11 protein-coding genes are annotated in these 16,888 nt (G+C 64.5%); 6 read left to right on the forward strand and 5 right to left on the reverse strand.

Annotated features, from left to right (window positions below; all coding sequences use genetic code 11):
* Positions 1-22 precede the first annotated feature (22 nt).
* A complete protein-coding gene (gene sodC / locus ACJJV2_RS17745; protein WP_405282433.1) occupies positions 23-592 on the forward strand; it encodes a superoxide dismutase [Cu-Zn] SodC in 570 nt (189 codons plus the stop codon).
* A gap of 150 nt (positions 593-742) precedes the next feature.
* On the opposite strand, the gene ACJJV2_RS17750 is transcribed toward sodC, so the two are convergent.
* Both ACJJV2_RS17750 and prlC read right to left on the reverse strand, forming a co-directional pair.
* On the reverse strand, positions 743-994 hold the full coding sequence (locus tag ACJJV2_RS17750; protein ID WP_043335719.1) for a YheV family putative zinc ribbon protein: 252 nt from the start codon (positions 992-994) through the stop codon (positions 743-745).
* Between the two features lie 147 nt (positions 995-1,141).
* On the reverse strand, positions 1,142-3,190 hold the full coding sequence (prlC, locus tag ACJJV2_RS17755) for an oligopeptidase A (protein WP_405282435.1): 2,049 nt from the start codon (positions 3,188-3,190) through the stop codon (positions 1,142-1,144).
* Between the two features lie 270 nt (positions 3,191-3,460).
* On the opposite strand from prlC, the gene ACJJV2_RS17760 reads away from it, so the two are divergent.
* The 3 genes from ACJJV2_RS17760 (at position 3,461) to ACJJV2_RS17770 (ending at position 6,499) form a co-directional block, all read left to right on the forward strand.
* Complete coding sequence (locus ACJJV2_RS17760; RefSeq protein WP_153636694.1) at positions 3,461-4,804, forward strand: sodium-dependent transporter; 1,344 nt, start codon at positions 3,461-3,463, stop codon at positions 4,802-4,804.
* Between the two features lie 197 nt (positions 4,805-5,001).
* Complete coding sequence (locus ACJJV2_RS17765) at positions 5,002-5,544, forward strand: gamma carbonic anhydrase family protein (RefSeq protein ID WP_153636693.1); 543 nt, start codon at positions 5,002-5,004, stop codon at positions 5,542-5,544.
* Between the two features lie 247 nt (positions 5,545-5,791).
* Complete coding sequence (locus ACJJV2_RS17770) at positions 5,792-6,499, forward strand: metal-dependent hydrolase (protein ID WP_279833849.1); 708 nt, start codon at positions 5,792-5,794, stop codon at positions 6,497-6,499.
* Positions 6,500-6,556: 57 nt separating this feature from the next.
* Here the strand turns inward: ACJJV2_RS17770 and ACJJV2_RS17775 are convergent, their stop codons facing one another.
* The 3 genes from ACJJV2_RS17775 to ACJJV2_RS17785 form a co-directional block, all read right to left on the reverse strand.
* Positions 6,557-8,092: a sigma-54-dependent transcriptional regulator gene (locus ACJJV2_RS17775; RefSeq protein WP_405282438.1), complete on the reverse strand. Its 1,536-nt coding sequence runs from the start codon at positions 8,090-8,092 to the stop codon at positions 6,557-6,559.
* Entirely contained in the window at positions 8,089-10,455 is a 2,367-nt protein-coding gene (locus ACJJV2_RS17780; protein WP_405282440.1) for an ATP-binding protein, read from the reverse strand. Before ACJJV2_RS17780 ends, ACJJV2_RS17775 begins: the two co-directional genes overlap by 4 nt.
* An 83-nt stretch (positions 10,456-10,538) precedes the next feature.
* Positions 10,539-11,309, reverse strand: a complete 771-nt coding sequence (locus ACJJV2_RS17785; RefSeq protein ID WP_317292395.1) for an FCD domain-containing protein — start codon at positions 11,307-11,309, stop codon at positions 10,539-10,541.
* A 426-nt stretch (positions 11,310-11,735) separates the two neighbouring features.
* Here ACJJV2_RS17785 and ACJJV2_RS17790 point away from each other — a divergent pair, with 426 nt between their 5' ends.
* Positions 11,736-13,442, forward strand: coding sequence for an L-lactate permease (locus tag ACJJV2_RS17790; protein WP_405282442.1), 1,707 nt, complete (start codon positions 11,736-11,738; stop codon positions 13,440-13,442).
* Positions 13,443-13,504: 62 nt separating this feature from the next.
* Positions 13,505-16,447: an FAD-binding and (Fe-S)-binding domain-containing protein gene (locus tag ACJJV2_RS17795; RefSeq protein ID WP_405282444.1), complete on the forward strand. Its 2,943-nt coding sequence runs from the start codon at positions 13,505-13,507 to the stop codon at positions 16,445-16,447.
* The last annotated feature ends 441 nt before the right edge of the window (positions 16,448-16,888 follow it).

Raw genomic sequence — 16,888 nt, forward strand, 5'->3', positions numbered from 1 at the left:
CTCAGTGATGGAGAGATTGCTCATGAATCACGAGACACAGCACACGGCATCCTTTACGACCTCGTCCAGAAAGCCCCTCAAGACCGCCGCGACGCTGGCGCTCGGCGCCTGGTTGTTCGGCGGCGTCGCCCAGGCCGCCACCGAGGTGGAAATGCATCGCGTCAGCAGTGATGGCGTCGGTGAGTCCGTCGGCAGTGTCATGGCCGAGGATACCGATGATGGTCTGCTGCTGACGCCGAAGATCGAGGGGCTCGAGAGCGGCATCCACGGCTTCCACCTGCATGCCAATGCCAGCTGCGAACCGGCCGAGAAGGATGGCGAGACCGTCGCCGCCGCCGCGGCAGGTAGCCACTTCGATCCAGAAGAGACCGGTACCCACCAGGGCCCCTACGGTGATGGCCACCTCGGTGACCTTCCGGCGCTGAGCGTCGATGCCGATGGCAAGATCTCGCTGCCGGTGCTGGCACCGCGCCTCAAGGAAAGCGATCTCAGCGGCCATGCGCTGATGATCCACTCCGGCGGTGACAACTACACCGATACGCCCAAGCTGGGCGGTGGCGGCTCGCGCGTCGCCTGCGGTGTAGTTGACTGATGTGTGGTCGACTGAACGATGGTCGACAGAACTGCGGTCGACAGATCTGCGGTAGTCTGGTCTGTGATCAATTGATCATCCTGCCGAGATGACATGAAAAAGCCCCGCCAATAGGCGGGGCTTTTTCATGTCACAACGATACAGCAGATGTCAGTGCAGCTTGCCGGGGTCCAGAATGCGCACCGGCTGAACCTCATCGCTCGCCGGCGTCTCGCGGGGGTCGCTCACGCGCGTGGAAATCTCGGCGAGGGTCGGCGGTTCCTCGATGGCTTGCTGTTCGAAGAAGTCGCAGGACACGCAGTCACGGTAGCGGGTCTCGTTCTGCTCCCAGGTGCGCAGGCGGTCCATTGCTCCGCAGCGCGGGCAGACGGCACCGGCGATGAAGCGCTTGATGGTAGACATGGTGCCTCCAGTCAGGGTCAGGGTAGGTCTGGCAATCCCGCCTCGGGCGGATGATGCGCCATATGATACGCCCCCGACCGGTAAAGGTCAGGGGCGCATGGTCAGCAGCTCGTGGTCAGGCTTGCGCCATCACGAGACGGGGCGAGATCAGGCCGCCTGGGCACCGATGCCGGAGTGACGCAGCAGGGCATCGACCTGCGGGTCACGGCCACGGAAGGCGCGGAACAGCTCGGCGGCGTCACGCGAGCCACCACGAGCCAGTACCTCGTCACGGAAGCGCTGGCCAGTGGCGGTATCGAAGACCGCGCTTTCCTCGAAGGCGCTGAAGGCGTCTGCCGACAGCACCTCGGCCCACTTGTAGCTGTAGTAACCCGCGGCGTAACCGCCGGCGAAGATATGGCTGAAGCCATTCTGGAAGCGATTGAACTCGACCGCCGGCACCACGGCGACCTTGCTGCGCACCTCGTCGAGCAATGCCTGGACATCGCTGGCCGACGGCTTGTCGAGCTCATGATGCAGGCGGAAGTCGAACAGCGAGAACTCCAGCTGGCGGACCATGGTCATCGCCGCTTGGAAGTTGCGGGCTGCCTGCAGGCGCTCGAGCATGTCATCCGGCAGGCGCTCGCCGGTGTCGACGTGACGTGCGATCAGATCCAGCCCTTCACGCTCGTAGCAGAAGTTCTCCATGAACTGGCTGGGCAGCTCGACGGCGTCCCAGGCCACGCCATTGATGCCGGAGACTTCGGCGACTTCCTGGCGGGTCAGCATGTGATGCAGGCCGTGACCGAACTCGTGGAACAGCGTGACCACTTCATCGTGGGTCAGCAGTGCCGGGCGATCGCCCACCGGGCGGGTGAAGTTGCAGGTCAGGTAGGCGACCGGCAACTGCAGGCTGCCATCCTCGCGGCGACGACGGACGCGGCACTCATCCATCCAGGCACCGCCTCGCTTGCCTTCACGCGCGTTGAGATCGAGATAGAAGCCGGCGATCGGGGTGTCATTCTCGATCACCTCGTAGTAGCTGACGTCCTCGTGCCAGACCGGCACTTCGCGCTGCTTGAAGGTGATGCCGTAGAGGCGATTGACGACCTCGAACAGCCCGTCGATGGCCTGCGGCGCCGGGAAGTAGGGACGCAGCTGCTCCTGATTGATCGCGTAGCGCGACTCGCGCAGCTTCTCGCTGGCATAGCCGACATCCCACGGCTGCAGGTCGTCGATGCCGAGGCTCTCGGTGGCGTAGGCCGCCAGCTCGTTGAACTCTTCACGCGCCTGCGGCACGGCGCGGGTGGCGAGGTCATCCAGGAAGGCGATGACCTGCGCCGGCGAGTCGGCCATCTTGGTCGCCAGCGACAGCGAGGCGTAGTCGTCGAAGCCGATCAGCGCGGCCAGCTCCTGACGCAGGGCCAGAATTTCCTCGATCACCGGGCCGTTGTCGAACTCACCGGCGTTGGGGCCTTTCTCCGAGGCGCGCGTGACGAAGGCGGTGTAGACCTCCTCGCGCAGCTCGCGGTTGTCGGCATAGCTGAGCACCGGGAAGAAGCTCGGGAAGTCCAGAGTGATGCGATAGCCTTCCAGGCCCTTGGCTTCGGCATTGGCCTTGAGCGCTTCAAGGCCGCTTTCCGGTACGCCCGCCAGTGCCTCTTCACCGACATCCTTGTGCCAGGCCTGGGTGGCATCCAGCACATGGTTGGAGAAGGTGTTGGAGAGCTCGGACAGGCGCGCCTGGATCTCGCCGTAACGCTGCTTCTTGTCTTGCGGCAGGTCGACACCGGCGAGACGGAAGTCGCGCAGGCTGTTGGTGATCGCCTTCTGCTGGGCTTCATCGAGGCTTGCGAACTCATCGCTGTCCGCGAGGCGCTGATAGGCCGCGGCTAGGTCGCTGTTCTGACCCACCCAGGTGGAGTAGGCCGACAGCTTGGCGAGACAGGCCTGATAGGCCTCACGCAGCTTGGGCGAGTTCATGGTCGAGTTGAGGTGCGAGACCGGCGACCAGGCCTGGCTCAGGCGATCGCCCAGCGCTTCCAGCGGCGCGGCGAAGTTGTCCCAGCGCGTGTCATCGCGGGTGGCCTCGATCAGGCGTTCGATCTCCTGCTGGTTGTGCTCCAGCAGTTCGCTGATCGCGTCCTCGACGTGCTCGGCCTTGAGGGTGTCGAAGGGGGGCAGGGTATTGCGTTCCAGCAGGGGATTGATCGACATCATGTACCTCGCGTCATTCGGGTGGGCGGCAGCGGTAAGCGGTAAAGGAGAACTTGCGCATCGATTGCGCCGTGAAAACGGCGTCACCGCTGCCGCGGGGATACCTAGAATGTGAGGCCTTGGCGCGTGTTATTCAATCTATCGCCTCGATAGGCGGGCGTTGCCACGCGCATGTCGCATTGGCCGAGGCCGGTACGGCTGCTATCTTGCTGGCCTTGCCCCTGAGTGGGGCCCGTATCCTTCCCCCATACCGAGACCACGAGAGCAGACATGAGCGAAACCACCGAACGCTGGGGCAGTCGCCGAGCCTTCATTCTGGCCGTGACCGGCGCCGCCGTAGGGCTGGGCAATATCTGGCGCTTCCCCTACATGACCGGCGAGAACGGCGGTTCCGCGTTTCTGCTGCTGTATATCGGTTTCGTGCTGTTGCTGGGCCTGCCGGTGATGATGGCCGAGATCATGATCGGGCGCGCCGGACGTCGCGGACCGATGCAGGCGCTGGCCCATCTGGCCGTCAGCGGTGGGCGCACCCCGCACTGGCGCTGGCTGGGGCTGTTCGGCGCCATCACCATGTTCTTCATCCTGTCGTTCTATTCGGTAGTGTCGGGCTGGTCGATCGAGTATCTGGTCGATTCGCTGAAGGGTGACTTCAGCGGCATGAGTCCGCCGGAGATCGGCGCCTCCTTCGGTGCCTTCCTGGAAGACCCGGTCACGATGACCTTCAACCACACCGTCTTCATGCTGATGACGATGAGCGTGGTGGCCGCCGGCATCTCTTCCGGGCTCGAGCGCCTCAACAACCTGATGATGCCGCTGCTCTACGTGCTGTTGCTGGCGCTGGCCGGTTACAGCATCAGCACGCCCGGCTTCGGCCCCGCGCTGAACTGGCTGTTCATGCCCAACCCGAGTGCCATCACGCTGGACGTGATGCTCAATGCCATGGGGCATGCCTTCTTCACTCTGGCGGTCGGGGCCTGTGCCCTGATGGCCTACGGCGCCTACATGCCGGAGCGCCAGAGTCTGCCGACGGCCGCGATCGCCGTGGCGGCACTGGATATCGGCGTGGCGCTGCTGGCAGGGATCGCCATCTTCGCGGCGGTCTTCAGCCAGGGCATGGACCCGGCCTCCGGCCCCGGCCTGATGTTCGTCAGCCTGCCGATCGCCTTCGCCAATCTGCCGGGCGGCAGCGTGCTGCTGGCGCTGTTCTTCCTGCTGTTGCTGCTGGCGACCTGGACCAGCTCGATCAACATCGCCGAGCCCATCGTCGAGGTGCTGGAGGGTTGGGGCCTCAAGCGTCGCCACGCGGCACTGGTGGTCGGTGTCTCGGTATGGGCGATGGGGCTGTTGTCGGTGCTGTCCTTCTCGAGCCTCAAGGACGTGCACGTGCTGGGCGAGATGAATGTCTTCGATGCGGTGACGACGATTCCGCCGGACTTCTTCCTGCCGATCGGCGGGTTGCTGATCGCCATCTTCGCGGCCTGGGTGATGCCGCAGAATCGTGCGCTGGCAGGCCTCGGCACCTCGCGTGGCTTCTTCCGCACCTGGCGTTGGGTGCTGCGCTGGATCTCGATTCCGCTGGTCGTCGTCGTGCTGGGCTGGAGCTTCTTCAAGTAAGCGCGCCTGCGCAATCGGTACGTAAATCTGGCGTTGAGTCGGCGCGCGGCGTGGCGCGATGCGTGGGGCATGGCGAGCCTGCAAGCGGGGCGTCGGGACGGGGTGTCGAAAACATCGCAACGCGAGTCAGGCTGTTGCGCTATTGGCATCCCGGTGTTTGGCGCAGTAGGCTGGTTGCCTAATTCAGGAGGTAAGGCATGAGCATTAGATCCTTCAAGGGCCTGACGCCGCGACTGGGCGAGCGGGTTTTCGTCGATCCGGCCAGTGTGGTGCTGGGTGATGTCGCCCTCGGGGATGACAGCTCGGTATGGCCGCTGGCGGTGATTCGTGGCGACATGCACCGTATCCGCATCGGTGCGCGTACCAGCGTGCAGGATGGCGCGGTACTGCATATCACCCACGCCAGTGATTTCAATCCGGGCGGCTACCCGCTGGAAATCGGCGATGACGTCACCATCGGTCACAAGGCCGTGCTGCATGGCTGCACCATTCACGACCGCGTGCTGGTCGGCATGGGCGCCATCGTGATGGACGGCGTGGTGGTGGAAGATGAAGTCATCATTGCGGCGGGTGCGCTGGTGCCGCCGGGCAAGCGCCTCGAGGGCGGGCATGTGTATGCCGGCAACCCGGCCAAGGCACTGCGCCCCATCAAGGACAGTGAGCGTGAGTTCTTCACCTATTCGGCGGTGAACTACGTCAAGCTGAAGGATCAGCATCTGGCCGAAGACTACGCTGACTGAACCTCCATTGCGGAGATTGGCAGACGCAGAAATGATCACTCCCCCGTTGGCTCCGGCTGGCGGGGGAGTGCTCGTTGTGGGGCCGGATTTTTCCAAACGTTGAAGGCAGCGGCGGCGGCGGTACGTACTAACTCGGACAAGCCATTGTTTTTCATGAAATGCTTGCGTCATAATCTGGACGTATATCCAGTGCCAGCGTGTGGCGTCTGGTCCAGTGACATCGTCGAGGGCTCGCGACCCGTATTTCATGGCCAATTTTCGTACCCATATCACCGTAGCGGCCTTTGCCGGCGGCATCGTCGCGGCGGCGGGCTGGCAGGGCGGCCTGTGGTCGCTGGCGGAGGGGGTTCCGCTGGCGAGCCTGACCACCTTCGGCGGTATCCTGCCGGATATCGACTCCGACAACTCGCGTGCCATCCGTATCCTGTTCACGCTGTTTGCGGTACTGGCGACCATGGCCTGCGTGCTGTTGCTGCAGGACCGCCTGCTGGCGGGGCCGTTGATGATGGCCGGCGGCGCTACCTATCTGGGCGTGCGCTATGTGGCCAGCGCCATCTTCAAGCGCTTCACCGTCCATCGCGGCATCTGGCACTCGCTGCTGGCGTCACTGCTGTGCTCGCTGGGCGTGACGGCCGCCAGCCTGCATGTGCTGGGTCAGAGTGAAGAGCAGGCCTGGTGGCAGGGCGCGGCCCTGTTGTTCGGCGCCATGATCCACCTGCTGCTCGATGAGATGTACAGCGTCGACATGGTCGGCGCACGCCTGAAGCGCAGCTTCGGCACCGCCTTCAAGCTGTTCGATTATCGTGAGCCGGGCAACTCGCTGGCGATGGTGGCGGTGATTGCCGCCATGACGCCCTGGCTGCCGCCCGTTTCAGTGCTGGTGGACATCATGCACCTGCAGGGGCCGCTGTCCGTGTTCGGCGCAGGTCTGTCGCGGCTGATGGCCGGCGTCTGATGCCGTCTGGCTGAAGGGCGACGCGAATCTCCTTTGCGATGCCTTGGTTGTGATGCATCAGGCACGATAGGGCTCGGCACTCAGGCCGTGCTTCTTGAGCTTGTCGTAGAGTGTCTTGCGCGGCAGTCCCAGTCGTTCGCAGGCCATCACCACCTGACCTTTGCTGGCCGCCAGGGCTTCGCGAATCAGCGCGGCCTCGAACGCCTCCATGCGCTGCGGCAGCGATTGCGCCTGCGTGGCCGCCTTCACGTTGTGCTCCAGTTCCCCCAGCTCGCCTGATTCCCTTGGTGCACCTGATGCATCCCGCTCGCCCGTGCCGGCGGTGATGTCTTCTCTGTCCGCCTCTCTTGCGGCTTCCGTGCTGTTCACGGCCGGGCCACTCGTGCCCGCGGTGAGCGGTCGCCCTTCCGCCATGCTGTCGCCGATGTTGCCCTCCAGTCCGCCCAGCAGCACATGGCGCTCCGCACAGTTTCTCAGTTCACGCACGTTGCCCGGCCAGTCATGCGCCAGCAGTGCCTGCAGGGTGGTGGCGTCCAGCGGCGGGACTTCCAGACTGGTGCGTTCGCTGGCCAGAATCGCGAAGTGCCGGAACAGCTGCAGGATATCCTCGGCATGCTCGCGCAGTGGCGGCAGATACAGCGTGACCACGTTCAGGCGGTAGTAGAGGTCTTCGCGAAACTCGCCGGCGCTGGCCGCTTCGCGCAGATCGCGCTTGGTGGCGGCGATGACGCGGATATCGATGGGGCGTGGCGTATTGCTGCCGAGCCGCTCGATGCTGCGCTCCTGCAGCACCCGCAACAGTTTTATCTGCAATGACATCGGCATCGATTCGATCTCATCGAGAAACAGGGTGCCGCCGTCGGCGTGTTCCAGCTTGCCGATGCGGCGCTCGCTGGCACCGGTGAAGGCACCTTTCTCATGGCCGAACAGTTCCGACTCGATCAATGTCTCCGGCATGCCACCACAGTTGAGCGCCACGAAGGGCTTGCTGGCGCGGGCGCTGCGCTCGTGCAGGCAGCGGGCGACACGGTCCTTGCCGGCGCCGGTCTCGCCATACAGCAGGGTGTCGGCATCGACCGCCGCCAGGCGTGACACCTGAGCATCCAGGCGCTGCATGATGTCACTGCTGCCCACCAGCCTGGGGCCGGCGCTGTTGCGCTGGGTATCCAGCTGTTCGCGCAGCGAGCGGTTCTCCAGCGCCAGCCGGCGAGCGGCCACCGCACGCCGCACGCCATCGAGCATGCGCTCGCGATCGAAGGGCTTCTCGATGAAATCCCAGGCGCCGGCCTGCATGGCCGCGACGGCGGTATCGATGTCGCCATGTCCCGTCATCACGATCACCGGCAGCTCGTCATCCACGGCATGCGCCGCGTGCAGCAGGCTCAGGCCATCCATGCCCGGCATGCGAATGTCCGTGACCACCACACCCTCGAAGGGCGCTTCGGCGCGCAGGATCGCCAGTGCCTGCTCGGCACTGGCCAGCGGGCGAGTGCGGTAATCGGCCAGCATCAGGCTCTGGCTCAGGCTGTCGCGCAGGTGCGGTTCGTCATCCACCACCAGCACCTGCATGTCGGTATTCGTGACGTCGCTCATGACGGCTCCTGTGAATGGTTGGCGGTGGGTGGCATTGGGGGTTGTGAGGGCATCGAGAGTGCCGGCAACGTCAGCCGGAACAGTGCGCCACCCAGCGGCGAGGGGTACGCCTCGAGGGTGCCGCCGAGGTCGGCGACGATACGCGCGCTGATCGATAGCCCCAGCCCGAGCCCCTGGCCGTCGGCGCGCTGGGTATAGAAAGGTTCGAACACCCGCACCAGTTGCGATGGCTCGAGGCCGGGGCCGTTGTCGTGGACTTCCAGCACGACCTGATTGCCGGCGCTGCCCGCTTGCTCATGCAGGTTGAGCTGGATGCTGGGAGGTTCCGTGCGCTCGGGGGGCATGTCGGCAAGCGCATCCAATGCATTGCCGATCAGGTTGACCAATACCTGCTCCAGACGTACCGGCTCGGCGCGCACTCGGGCCAGCTTTGGACTCGCTTCGCGAATGAGGGCCACGCCGAGTGCCTCGCAGCGTGCATGCAGCAGGCGCAGGGCGTAGTCGAGGCTGGTGGTGAGATCGATGGCCTCCAGACGGTCACCGCTCTTGCGTGAGAACTGACGCAACTGTGCGCTGATCTCGCCCATGCGCTGGGTCAGCTCGGTGATCTGGCGCAGATTGCTCTCGACCTGGGAGGTCTGGGCGCGGGCGAGGAAGGCGCTGGCGTTCTCGGCATAGGCGCGGATGGCGGCCAATGGCTGATTGAGCTCGTGATTGATGCCGGCGGCCAGTTCCCCCAGGACCGCGAGCTTGGCGGTCTGGATCAATTCATCACGCGTCTCGCGCAGCTCGCGTTCGGCGCGGGTGCGCTCCTCGACTTCGGCACTCAGGCGCGTGTTGCTGGCGGCGAGGTCACGGGTGCGCTCGACCACCCGTTGCTCGAAGGCATCGCGTGCCTGGGCGAGCTGTTCGGCCTGGGCACGGCGTTCGCTGACATCGAAGACCGTGACCAGCCAGCGCGGACCGTTGGGGCTGGGCAGCGGCGAGCAGGAAAGCTCCAGTGGTACCGCGACACCCTCGCGCAGGCCATGCACTTCCAGCGGCCCGACGGAGCGGGCCTGGGTCAGGCGGTCCAGCAGGTGGCGCTCGGCTGGCAGGAAAAGCTCGCGCAGATCACGCCCTTCGCGGGCGCTGGGCTGGCGGAGTGAGTCGCCCGGTGAGGCATCGGCACTCAAGGGCGAGCCGAACAGCGCAATGGCCGTCGGGTTGAGATACACCAGCCGCACCCGCTCATCGAGGATGCACAGGCCAGCCTGAGTGCGGTCGATGATGCCGCGCACCCGTTGCTGGCTGCTGGCGAGATTCTGGCGCTCGCGCTCGGCGAACAGGCGACGCTCACGCAGGATGCGCAGTCGCTGCCAGCCCAGCCCTGCCAGCAGACACAGCAAGGCATAGCCACCGGCCGCGAGCCCGGCCGCTTGCCAGATACCGCTGCGCAGCGGTGCCAGTGGCTTGAGCACATGCAGGCGCCAGCCGATGTCCGGCAGTGGCTGGGACAGGCTCAACCAGGCGTGCTGCCAGAGATCCCCCGGTGTCAGCTGCAACAGCTCGATGGAGGTCGTGTCGCGGCGCGACTCAAAGGGCGAGCCCAGCAGCTCCGGCAGCGCCTCGCGATGATGCAGGCGCAGCGGGCGCAGGCGCTGATTGGCATAGCGCTGGGTATCGAGCAGCCGGTTGCGTGTCTCCTCGCTGAGTGGCTCCAGCGTGCGCAGTACCCGCTGCGCCTGGCTGGCGATGAAGATTACGCCATGCGGGTCAGTGACCATGATGTCGGCATTCTGGTCGAGCCACGCCGCCTCCAGCGCCTCTATCTGCACCTTGACCACGGCCACGCCACGTCGCCCCTGGGGGCTGGTGACAGCAGCGCTGAAGAAATAACCGCGCTCACCGGAGCTGGTGCCCAGCCCGTAGAAGCGCCCCTCGCCGCCGTTGATGGCGTCTTGCCAGTAGGGGCGGAAGCGGTAGTTCTGACCGATGAAGGTGTTGGCGGAACGCCAGTTGCTGGCGGCGATGGTCGTGCCGGTGTCATCGACCAGATAGAGGTCCGAGATGCCGGCCAGCTCACGCATGCGGTCCAGGCGCTGATTGAGCGCCACTTCCGCGCTGGGGTCTTCTGGGTGATCGAGAAAGTCGCGCAGCTGGTCATTCTCTGCCACCAGCCTGGGCAGATAGGCGTGGCGATTCAGCTGGCCACGCAGACTGGCGGCGGTCAGGCGCAGTTCGTTGTCTGCCTCATGCCCCAGGCGCTCCAGACCCTGGCTGCGCGCCATCGAGACCGCCTGCCACACGCACAGCATCAGCCCCAGCGGTAGCGCGACCGCCAGTACGAGACGCCACAGCTGGGGCAGGCGCGTGCCCTTCATCGGCAAGCCTTCATGTTCAGGCCCTCATCTCAAGCTCTGCATATCCGGATCTTCATATTCAGCCAGAGCGTCATGACTGAGCGTCATGCGCCATCCGGCGCCGCCTGGGCACGGCGCAAGGCGCGCTGGGCACGAGTCTCGGCGCGTTCCAGTTCCAGCAGTGAATCCTCGACGAATACCAGATGCTCATGGGCGGCGTTGCGCGCATCTTCGGCGCGGCCTTCCATGATCGCCTCGAACAGGCTGCGGTGTTGCTGGATCAGGCGCGGGCGTGATTCCGGCTTCTCGAACAGGTGGCGCAGGTTGGCCACGATGCTCTTCTCCAGCAACTGGAACAGGCTGCGCATCGAGTGCAGCAGCACCACGTTGTGCGCGGCCTCGGCGATGGCGAGGTGGAAGGCGGCATCGGCGCCGGCCTCGCGCTCCGGGTCACGTCCCTCGAAGCTCTTCTCCAGGTCCTCGAAGCGCTGGCGCAGCATTGCCTTGTCGGCAGGGGTGGAGCGCATGGCGGCGTAGTAGGCGCTGATGCCCTCCAGCGCATCGCGAAATTCCAGCAGGTCGAGATTGAACTCGCCGTGGCGACCCAGCAGCGCGCTGAGCGGGTCCGACCAGGCGCGCGCCAGCTCTTCAGAGACGTAGGTGCCGCCGCCCTGGCGTGAGGTCAGCAGTCCGCGCGCGGCCAGCTTCTGGATGGCCTCCCGCACGGAGGGGCGCGAGACCTCGAATTGCTCAGCCAGGGTGCGCTCCGGTGGCAGGCGCTCGCCGGGTTTCAGGCTGCCCTCGATGATCATGCTTTCGAGGCGCTCGGTGAGTACATCGGCGATACGGGGTTGGCGGACGGGGGCGTAACGCATGGAAGTGTCCTTGCGGCAAAGGTGAAAGGCGGCGCCGAACGCTGGAATGCCGGTACGCGGCATGCAAGAGAGGGGCGCTTGCGGCGCTGCCGATGATCAGTGTGGCCCGTGGGCATTCCACGCCACAGCCGACATTGGTCTTACCAATATGTGTGATAACCACGCCTCGCGTGGGAGGTTGGCGTTCTCAGTAATTGGTAAGACCAATTTTACGCAATGAGGCTGCTTTGACCAATGTCTAGATACCTTGCGCCACATGATGTTTGACCCCTTTCGAGGCGACGCCTAGATTATGCCGAGGCACAGCAGGGTAAATTGGTATGACCAATTTATCGGAAGGCCTGACCCAAAGGGTGCGCCAACCCCCGAGTCCTTCACTGCCGTGCCAGACAACAATCACAACAATTCGCCTGCGGAGTTTCCGTCATGTCCGAGCCACTGCTGGCCTTGCTGGCCTTCACCCCTATCCTGCTGGCGGGCATCCTGCTCGTCGGTCTGCAATGGCCCGCGCGTCGCGCCATGCCATTGGTCTTTCTCGTCACCGCTGCCATCGGCTATTTCGTATGGCAGATGTCGCTGACGCGCATTCTGGCCTCCACGCTGCAGGGGCTGATGGTGACCGTCTCGGTGCTGTGGATCATCTTCGGCGCCATCTTCCTGCTCAATACGCTCAAGCATTCCGGGGCGATCGCGGTGATCCGCGGCGCCTTCACCACCGTCAGTCCCGACCGTCGCGTACAGGCCATCATCATCGCCTGGCTGTTCGGCAGCTTCATCGAGGGGGCTTCCGGCTTCGGGACGCCTGCGGCCATCGCGGCGCCGTTGCTGGTCGCCATCGGCTTCCCGGCGCTGGGGGCGGTGATGGTGGGCATGATGATCCAGTCGACGCCGGTATCATTCGGGGCGGTGGGCACGCCGATCGTGATCGGCGTGAATACGGGCCTCGACAAGGCCAATCTCGGTGAGCAGCTGCTGGCGAACCATTCCAGCTGGGAGGCCTTCATGCAGCTGATCACCTCGGAGGTCGCCATCGTGCATGGCATCGTCGGCCTGCTGATGCCGCTGTTCATGACCGTGATGATGACGCGCTTCTTCGGCGCGAAGAAAAGCTGGAGCGAGGGGCTGTCGATTGCGCCGTTCGCGCTGTTCGCAGGCCTGTGCTTCACGCTGCCCTACGTGGCGGCGGGTATCTTCCTCGGCCCGGAATTCCCGTCACTGATCGGCGCTCTGGTCGGCTTGATCCTCGTGGTGCCAGCGGCGCGTGCCGGATTTCTACTGCCGAAGGACAGCTGGGATTTTCCGCCCGAGGCCGAGTGGCCCAGGCATTGGCTGGGTGACCTGACGCTGGAGCGTGATGATGTCGAGGCCGCCGCGGCGGGCAGAAAGCCGCTGCCTCTGTGGCTGGCATGGTTGCCCTATGGGCTGATCGCGCTGCTGCTGGTTGCCTCGCGCGTATCGAGTGACTTCAAGGGCTGGCTGGTCAGCGTGCAATTCAGTGCCACTGACCTGCTGGGTGCCAGCGGTATCTCCGGCGCGATACAGCCGCTCTATCTGCCGGGCGGCATCATGGTCTTCGTGGCCCTGATCACGCTGCTGCTGCATCGCATGGCCTCTCGCCAGCTGGTGGCGGCGGCCAGCGAATCCTGGCGCACACTGGTCGGCGCCGGCTTCGTGCTGGTGTTCACCATTCCGATGGTGCGCATCCTGATCAACTCCGGCGTCAATCTGAACGACCTGGCGTCCATGCCGGTGGTGATGGCGGACGTGGTGGCTGACAGCCTCGGTCAGGCCTATCCGTTGTTCGCCTCGGGCATCGGCGCGCTGGGCGCCTTCATCGCCGGCTCCAATACGGTTTCCAACATGATGCTGTCCCAGTTCCAGTTCAATGTCGCCGCCCAGCTCGGGCTGTCGGGAGCGCTGATGGTGGCGCTGCAGGCGGTCGGGGCCGCGGCCGGCAACATGATCGCCATCCACAACGTCGTGGCGGCCTCGGCGACCGTCGGTCTGCTGGGGCGTGAGGGTCGTACCCTGCGCATGACGGCGATTCCGACCGCCTACTATCTATTGGCCTCCGGCGTGCTGGGCATGCTGGCGTTCCACCTGGTGGGTCTGAGTGATCCGCTGCTGCCGTAAGCGTGATCCGTGTTGACTGATACCCTGAAAGACATCCTGACTGACTGATAAAGAGACTGGCCATGACCGCCGCTGCTGCCCCTGACTCCACTGCTCACCCTGCCATGGGCGGGCATGCCTCACCCCAGGCGCGTGCTGCTGCCTATGACGCCCTGCGCGAGGCGTTGGCGCAGCACATTCCCGGTGAGCGCCTGATCCATGATCCGCTGCGCACCCTGGCCTACGGCACGGATGCCAGCTTCTATCGGCTGGTGCCGCAGCTGGTGGTGCGGGTGCATGACGAGCAGGAGCTGGGGCATGTGTTGCGCGAGTGCCGGGTGCGCAAGTTGCCGGTGACCTTCCGTGCGGCAGGGACGTCACTGTCCGGTCAGGCGCTGACGGATTCGGTGCTCATCCAGCTGGGCGGTGAGTGGCGAGGGGCACAGGTGCTGGAGCAGGGCAGTCGCATCTGCCTGCAGCCGGGGGTGATCGGGGCGCGTGCCAATCAGCTGCTGGCACCCTTCGGACGCAAGATCGGCCCGGACCCGGCTTCGATCAACAGCTGCATGATCGGCGGTATCGCGGCCAACAATGCGTCCGGCATGTGCTGCGGCACGGCACACAACAGTTATCGCACCGTCGAGGACCTGCGCGTCATTCTCGCCGATGGCACCTGCCTGGATACGGCGTCGCCGGAGAGCGTGCAGGCCTTTCGTGCCAGCCATGGTGGTCTGCTCGCGGAGCTGGAGCGCATGGCGGCCAGTGTGCGCGCCGACCCTGAGCTGGCCGAGCGCATCCGCCACAAGTATCGGCTCAAGAACACCACCGGCTATAGCCTCAATGCGCTGGTCGACTATGCCGATGGTCTCGAGATCCTCAAGCATCTGATGATCGGTTCGGAAGGCACGCTGGGCTTCATCGCCTCCATTACCTACCGCACCGTGATCGAGGAGCCGCACAAGGCGGCGGCGCTGGTGTACTACCCGAACATTGATGCGGCCTGTCGCGCCACCATGCTGCTGAAGACGGCGCCGGTCGCGGCGGTGGAGCTGATGGACCGCGCGGCGCTGCGCTCCGTGGAGGACGCACCGGGCATGCCGGACGTGTTGCGCACCCTGCCGGAAGAGGCGGTCGCGCTGCTGGTGGATGTGCGGGGCGCGCATCATCAGGAGCTGGAGGCGCGCATGGCCGAGGTTGCCCGCGTGCTGGAGGGCATCGAGACCTGCGAGTCGTGGGCCTTCACCCAGGATGCGCAGCGTTATGCGCTGTACTGGAAGATCCGCAAGGGGCTGTTCCCGGCGGTCGGCGCAGTGCGTGACCTGGGGACCACCGTGATCATCGAGGATGTCGCCTTCCCCATCGAGCGGCTGGCGGAAGGCGTCGGTGCGCTGACGGAGGTCTTCCAGCGGCATGGTTACTCCCAAGCGATCCTGTTTGGCCACGCGCTGGAGGGCAATCTTCACTTCGTCTTCCCGCAGGGCTTCGAGCGCGAAGGCGAGGTGGCGCGCTATCAGGCGCTGATGGATGACGTCGCGCAGCTGGTGGGGCAGGAATATGGTGGCTCGCTCAAGGCCGAGCATGGCACCGGTCGCAACATGGCGCCTTATGTAGAGCTTGAGTGGGGCAAGGATGCCTATACCCTGATGTGGCGTATCAAGGAGGCCTTTGATCCGGACAACCTGCTCAACCCGGAAGTGATCCTGACGCGCAACCCTCGCCTGCATCTGGAAAACCTCAAGCCATTGCCGGCGGCGGACCCGCTGGTGGACCGCTGCATCGAGTGCGGATTCTGTGAATCGGTCTGCCCGTCGAAGAACCTGAGCCTGACGCCGCGCCAGCGCATCGTCATCCGACGGGAGATCGCACGCCTGGCAGCGCTCGAGGCACCGGATGATGCACAGCGCGACCAGTTGGCAGTGCTCAGGAAGGAATACGCCTATCAGGGCATGGAGACTTGTGCGGGCGATGGCCTGTGCGCGACCCAGTGTCCGGTCGGCATCAATACCGGTGATCTGATCCGGGGGCTGCGTCATGAGGAGAACGCCGGTGCCGATCATCCAGGCAAGGTAAAGGTGGCGCATTGGGCCGGTGAGCACTTCACGCGTGTCACCAGTGGCATGCGTGGCGTGCTCAGGCTGGCGGATGGGCTGCATGGTGCCGTCGGCACGCGCAACATGCGTCGCCTGACCCGGGCTGCTCGCAAGGTGTCCGGCGACAGGGTGCAGCAATGGACTCCCAGCATGCCGGCCGCCGCTGCGCGTGATTATCTCAAGCATCTCGCACAGCCACTGGGGCGCAGTGCAGCGCCCAATGGGCATGTCGTCTACTTCCCGTCCTGCGCCACGCGTGTCTTCGGGGTCGCTGCTGATGATCGCGATCCGCGCAGTGTCACGGAGATGGCGCTGGCCTTGATGGACAAGGCAGGCTTCGAGGTCGTGCTGCCGAAAGGTCTGGAGGCACTGTGCTGTGGCATGGCCTTCCAGTCCAAGGGGCAGTTCGAGGCGGGAGATGCCAAGGCCGCCGAGCTGGCAACGGCGCTGGTGGCGGCGAGTGACGGCGGACGGCTGCCGATCTTCTGTGATACCAGCCCGTGCCTGGCACAGGCTCAGGCCTATGCGCGCGAGCATCTCGAGGTGTCGCTGACTCTGGTCGAGCCGGTGCAGCTGGTACTCGACTATCTATTGCCCTATCTCTCGATCACACCGCTCAAGGCGAGAGTCGCGGTGCATGTCACCTGCTCCAGTGTCCGCATGGGGCTGGCAGAGCAGTTCGTGGCGCTGGCGCGGCAGTGCGCCAGTGAAGTCGTCGTGCCGGAAGAGATCACCTGCTGCGGCTTCGCAGGCGACAAGGGCTTCAGTACACCGGAGCTCAATGCCTCGGCATTGAAGGGACTGAAGGAGGTAGTGGCCGATTGCGACTACGGGGTTTCCAACTCGCGCACCTGCGAGATAGGGCTGAGTGAGCACTCCGGACTCAGCTATCAATCGATTCTCGGTCTGGTCGATAGAGCATCGGCACCAAGGTGATGGGAGGTGTTCGAGATGCATGACATCCTGATGACAATCTCTTGAAAAAGCCCTTGCCCTCACGGCGGTTCGTGCGTAAAGTACGCATCCGCTGCCGGGGACGCATGGCGTCACCAGCGGTGAAAGAGGTTTGCAGGTGATTGTTTTGCTTGATGTTTTTGAAGCCCGCTTCGAAATCATCGATTGACAATCCCGGGCGATTCGCTAGAATACGTCGCACTCCTTACGGAACAGGTGATCGAGCAACGCTCCTCACCGCTTGATGATGCTTAGAGGCAGTCGACTGACTCATCATCAAGTGCTTGACTTCTCAAGCGTTCCGGGTAGAATATGCCTCCTCGCTTAGCAGCGACGCTCTTTAAAAATTTGATCAGGTAATTCGTGTGAGCGCTTGCCGATGAGTGGTGACAAGGTCACCAAATATCGGAGCAAGCCTCTCAC

This window comes from Cobetia sp. Ld8, from assembly GCF_045066615.1.
Taxonomy (GTDB): Bacteria; Pseudomonadota; Gammaproteobacteria; order Pseudomonadales; family Halomonadaceae; genus Cobetia; species Cobetia amphilecti.

Coding starts and splice junctions, on each gene's coding strand:
- sodC (WP_405282433.1), top strand. CDS start 23: ATGAATCACGAGACACAGCACACGGCATCCTTTACGACCTCGTCCAGA.
- ACJJV2_RS17750 (WP_043335719.1), bottom strand. CDS start 994: ATGTCTACCATCAAGCGCTTCATCGCCGGTGCCGTCTGCCCGCGCTGC.
- prlC (WP_405282435.1), bottom strand. CDS start 3,190: ATGTCGATCAATCCCCTGCTGGAACGCAATACCCTGCCCCCCTTCGAC.
- ACJJV2_RS17760 (WP_153636694.1), top strand. CDS start 3,461: ATGAGCGAAACCACCGAACGCTGGGGCAGTCGCCGAGCCTTCATTCTG.
- ACJJV2_RS17765 (WP_153636693.1), top strand. CDS start 5,002: ATGAGCATTAGATCCTTCAAGGGCCTGACGCCGCGACTGGGCGAGCGG.
- ACJJV2_RS17770 (WP_279833849.1), top strand. CDS start 5,792: ATGGCCAATTTTCGTACCCATATCACCGTAGCGGCCTTTGCCGGCGGC.
- ACJJV2_RS17775 (WP_405282438.1), bottom strand. CDS start 8,092: ATGAGCGACGTCACGAATACCGACATGCAGGTGCTGGTGGTGGATGAC.
- ACJJV2_RS17780 (WP_405282440.1), bottom strand. CDS start 10,455: ATGAAGGGCACGCGCCTGCCCCAGCTGTGGCGTCTCGTACTGGCGGTC.
- ACJJV2_RS17785 (WP_317292395.1), bottom strand. CDS start 11,309: ATGCGTTACGCCCCCGTCCGCCAACCCCGTATCGCCGATGTACTCACC.
- ACJJV2_RS17790 (WP_405282442.1), top strand. CDS start 11,736: ATGTCCGAGCCACTGCTGGCCTTGCTGGCCTTCACCCCTATCCTGCTG.
- ACJJV2_RS17795 (WP_405282444.1), top strand. CDS start 13,505: ATGACCGCCGCTGCTGCCCCTGACTCCACTGCTCACCCTGCCATGGGC.